At 43.1% G+C, this 4,591-nt stretch carries 4 protein-coding genes; 2 read left to right on the top strand and 2 right to left on the bottom strand.

Annotation, left to right across the window (positions count from 1 at the left end; all coding sequences use genetic code 11):
- Together ACFVSH_RS23185 and cysI are read left to right on the top strand one after the other, a co-directional pair.
- A partial coding sequence (locus ACFVSH_RS23185; protein WP_387708051.1) for an assimilatory sulfite reductase (NADPH) flavoprotein subunit occupies positions 1-1,820 on the top strand: 1,820 nt, incomplete at its 5' end.
- 27 nt (positions 1,821-1,847) lie between these two features.
- Positions 1,848-3,578 (top strand): assimilatory sulfite reductase (NADPH) hemoprotein subunit, encoded by a 1,731-nt coding sequence (gene cysI / locus ACFVSH_RS23180; protein ID WP_387598255.1) that lies wholly within the window; start codon positions 1,848-1,850, stop codon positions 3,576-3,578.
- A gap of 122 nt (positions 3,579-3,700) precedes the next feature.
- Here cysI and ACFVSH_RS23175 read toward each other — a convergent pair whose 3' ends face one another.
- Positions 3,701-4,117, bottom strand: a complete 417-nt coding sequence (locus ACFVSH_RS23175) for a Rid family hydrolase (protein WP_387599272.1) — start codon at positions 4,115-4,117, stop codon at positions 3,701-3,703.
- Positions 4,118-4,258: 141 nt separating this feature from the next.
- Positions 4,259-4,513: a Ger(x)C family spore germination C-terminal domain-containing protein gene (locus ACFVSH_RS23170; protein WP_387708049.1), complete on the bottom strand. Its 255-nt coding sequence runs from the start codon at positions 4,511-4,513 to the stop codon at positions 4,259-4,261.
- Positions 4,514-4,591 lie beyond the last annotated feature (78 nt).

Here is a 4,591-nt window from a genome sequence, read left to right as displayed (position 1 = left end):
GACTTCAGGTAAGTAACAGTCCCTTTAACCATGAGCAGGCAGAGCTCCTTAACAGCCTCCTGCCTAGTTTGACAGAAACACAAAAAGTTTGGTTGAGCGGTTATCTGGCTGCATCTTTGTCAGTTTCGAATATGAGTTCAGCCGACGCTCCGGTATTGGAGGCTCAAAGCAGCGGAAAGACAGTATCAAAAGAGGTGACCATTCTTTATGGTTCACAGTCGGGCAATGCTCAAGGGCTGGCAGAAAATGCGGCGAGTAAGCTTGAGGGTAATGGCTTTCAGGTTACCATTTCATCCATGAGTGACTTTAAATTCAACAATTTGAAAAAAGTCCAAAATCTCCTCATTTCCGTTAGCACGCATGGAGAAGGTGATCCGCCGGATAATACATTGTCTTTCCATGAGTATCTTCATGGCAGGAGGGCTCCGAGCCTCGAAGGTCTCCGCTTTTCAGTATTGGCGCTTGGGGATAGTTCATATGAGTTTTTCTGTGAAACGGGAAAACAATTCGATAAACGCTTGGAGGAACTGGGCGGGACACGGTTATTTCCGCGAATGGACTGCGACCTTGATTATGATGAGCCTGCTTCCGAATGGCTGGAAGGAGTCATTTCTAGTTTAAATGAAGGGCAAGGCAGTTCTGTTGCTGCAGTTCCTGCAGTTCCTGCAACGGTGGCTTCAGTAGGTGAACAAACGTATTCGAGAACAAATCCGTTTAAAGCGGAAGTGCTTGAAAATATAAACTTGAACGGTCGTGGCTCCAATAAAGAGACACATCATCTCGAGTTATCTCTTGAAGGCTCTGGTCTTGCATTCGAACCTGGAGACAGCCTTGGTATTTATCCGAAAAATGATTCGGATTTAGTGGATATGCTTCTTAAGGAACTCAATTGGGACCCAGAAGAAATCGTGAAGGTCAATAAACAGGGAGAAGTTCGTCAGCTTAGGGAATCGCTCATCTCCAATTTTGAAATTACGGTTTTGACAAAATCCCTCATTGAACAAGCGGCCCAGCTTTCAGATAACGAAGATTTAAAAGAGCTTTTAGTGCCTGGTAATGAAGAAAGATTAAAAGAATATCGTGAAGGCCGTGATTTGCTGGATTTTGTCCGTGATTTTGGCTCGTGGGGTGAATCGGCGCAAGAATTCGTATCAATCCTCCGGAAAATTCCAGCCCGCCTATATTCAATTGCGAGTAGCTTATCCGCATATCCGGATGAAGTGCATTTGACAATCGGGGCTGTCCGGTATGAAAGTCACGGACGAGAAAGGAAAGGTGTCTGCTCCATTTTATGTGCAGACCGATTACAGCCTGGTGACATGCTGCCTGTTTACATTCAGCATAACCAGAATTTCAAGCAGCCGAAGAACCCAGACACTCCAATAATCATGATTGGACCGGGAACGGGTATAGCTCCGTTCAGATCCTTTATCCAGGATCGCGAAGAATCAGAAGCGAAAGGGAAAACGTGGCTCTTTTTCGGCGATCAGCATTTCGTGACGGATTTCCTTTATCAGACTGAATGGCAAAAGTGGTTGGAAACAGGAGTACTTTCGAAAATGGATGTTGCCTTTTCACGTGATACTGATGAAAAAGTGTATGTTCAAAACCGGATGCGCGAGCACAGCGGGGAATTATACGAATGGCTTCAAGAAGGGGCAGCATTATACATTTGCGGTGATGAGAAAAACATGGCACATGACGTCCATAATACGCTTATTGAGATCATTGAAAAAGAAGGCAATATGAGCCATGCTGATGCGCAAGCTTATCTTGAAGAATTGCAACAAAATAAACGCTATCAACGTGATGTGTACTGACAATTTGGAGGAAAAGGAGATAACAACATGGTGAACCCACTATTGAAAGCACTATTGAAAGCACCAGAAGGCCCGCCTAGTGATGTTGAGCAAATTAAAGACAAAAGCGATTATTTGCGAGGTACACTTGGAAAAGTGATGCAGGATCGGATTAGTGCCGGTATTCCGGATGATGACAATCGACTAATGAAACATCACGGCAGTTATTTGCAGGATGACCGGGATCTGCGCAATGAGCGTCAGAAACAAAAACTGGAGCCTGCCTATCAGTTTATGTTGCGTGTCCGCATGCCCGGAGGGGTGGCACAGCCTTCTCAATGGCTTGTTATGGATGACCTTGCTCAAAAATACGGTAACGGGACCTTGAAACTGACCACAAGACAAACATTTCAAATGCACGGTATTTTGAAATGGAATATGAAAAAAACCATTCAGGAAATTCATGCTTCCATGCTGGATACCATCGCTGCATGCGGAGATGTAAACCGGAACGTAATGTGCAATTCGATTCCATTTCAATCCGAAATCCATTCCGAAGTATATGAATGGTCGAAAAAATTGAGTGATTACCTCTTGCCACGTACAAGGGCGTACCATGAAATCTGGCTGGATGAAGAAAAAGTGGTCGGTACTTCTGAATTGGAGGAGGTCGAACCAATGTACGGAAAGCTTTATTTGCCAAGGAAGTTTAAAATCGGCATTGCGGTACCTCCATCCAATGATATTGATGTCTACTCCCAGGATCTTGGCTTCATAGCCATTGTTGAAAATGGAAAACTCATTGGTTTTAATGTGGCGATCGGCGGCGGTATGGGAATGACCCATGGTGACAAGGCGACATATCCCCAACTAGCCAAGGTAATCGGCTTTTGCAACCCAGATCAAATACTGGATGTCGCTGAAAAAGTCATTACGATTCAGCGTGATTATGGAAACCGTTCCGTACGGAAAAATGCACGGTTCAAGTATACGGTTGACCGGCTTGGGCTCGAAACGGTAAAGGCTGAATTGGAAAATCGTCTAGAATGGAAGTTGGATGAAGCGAGAACTTATCATTTTGATAATAATGGTGACCGCTATGGATGGGTAAAAGGCATGAAAGGAAAATGGCATTTTACACTATTTGTCGAAGGTGGCCGAATTGCCGATTCCAATGATTACAAGCTGATGACCGGTTTGCGTGAAATCGCAAAGGTCCATACGGGTGATTTCCGTTTGACGGCCAATCAAAACCTAATCATTGCAGATGTATCAAGTCAGAAAAAGAAAAAAATCATGGAATTGCTTGAAACATACGGTTTAACGGATGGTGCACATCATTCGGCGCTCCGACGCAGCTCGATTGCATGCGTGGCACTTCCAACATGCGGGTTGGCAATGGCCGAAGCAGAGCGCTATTTGCCGGTTCTGCTTGATAAAGTCGAGGCCATCGTAGATGAAAACGGGCTGAAAAACGAAGAAATTACGATACGCATGACCGGTTGCCCGAATGGCTGTGCCCGGCATGCACTCGGGGAAATAGGTTTTATCGGTAAGGCACCTGGCAAATATAATATGTATCTCGGTGCTGCATTCGACGGAAGCCGATTAAGCAAAATGTACCGTGAAAACATCGGTGAAGAAGAGATATTGAAAGAGTTGCGTGTACTACTATCCCGATATGCAAAAGAACGTCAGCAAGGAGAGCATTTCGGTGACTTTGTCATCAATGCGGGCATCGTTAAAGAAGTGACGGATGGAATGAATTTTCATGATTGATTAAATACAGCGAGAGACAGGTATATTTTCCTGTCTCTTTTTGTTCAAAAGTTTTCCGGAGTGCAATGATAAGAATGATGACTAAGCCTGGAACACCGGTATTGAAACATGATCATTCACTCTCATTGTTCATTTTTTGACTTGCTGATATTTTTATAGGCTACCTCTGCTTCAATCTCAATAAGATAATCCGGCGAAACCAGACTTTGCACCCCTACTGTGGAACGAGCGGTTTTTACTGGATTTTCCTTTGAATTAAAGAACAGGGCATAGGCATCAAACCAACCTTGATAATCTGGTTTATCTCCATGATTTGGATCTGGAGCGACATACACACGCAGATGGATAGCATCAGCGAGGGAAAGCCTTTTAGTTTTCAAATCTGCTTTTAATGTTTCCAAGATTCCGATTGCCTGCCTTTCTGTATTTCTATACCTCTCCAGAGGAGGGACTGTTCCACTAAACAATAACCGGTTATAATTTTGAGGTACAGCAACTGAACTGGAAATCGCAGAAGGCGGGGAGCCAAAGAAGGTCACTTTATCTGAGTACAATTCATTTTTATCGTTACCTGCGGAAGCAAAGCAAAAGAGATTCCTGTGATTGAAGTAGCAATGACTGAAATTTCATATTTTTTTTAAAAAGTTTGCTCCTTTTCGAAAAGGATTCCTGAAAATTTATTATTCAGAGACCCCGGTTTGGAGAATGTCAACTTTGGTTTCTATTTTAATGTCCATCATGGGATAGATCTTTCTCCATTGTTCATAGGTCATTTTTTTATTTTTGGCGTGATATTTTTCATTCAATCCAATCGGGTCAAGGGATTTTTTCTGAAAATCTTTAATAAGACGATTTGCTTGCTTGGTTATATCATCTTCCATTTCCTTTTCAATTTTTTTTATCATCTTTCTATTGGTAAGGTTGTCACTTCGCATGGATTCCTTGATTTGTCATTTAATTTTGAGCTTAATCGTAATGGACGGATTTCTTTCTGAGGAGGATACATCAAAACT

It is taken from the genome of Peribacillus sp. NPDC058002, assembly GCF_042886655.1.
Taxonomy (GTDB): Bacteria; Bacillota; Bacilli; order Bacillales; family DSM-1321; genus Peribacillus; species Peribacillus aracenensis.
This window is presented reverse-complemented; position numbering and strand designations above follow the sequence as displayed.

Excerpts from the sequence above, each read along its gene's own strand:
- cysI (WP_387598255.1), top strand. The coding sequence starts at position 1,848 with ATGGTGAACCCACTATTGAAAGCACTATTGAAAGCACCAGAAGGCCCG.
- ACFVSH_RS23170 (WP_387708049.1), bottom strand. The coding sequence starts at position 4,513 with ATGCGAAGTGACAACCTTACCAATAGAAAGATGATAAAAAAAATTGAA.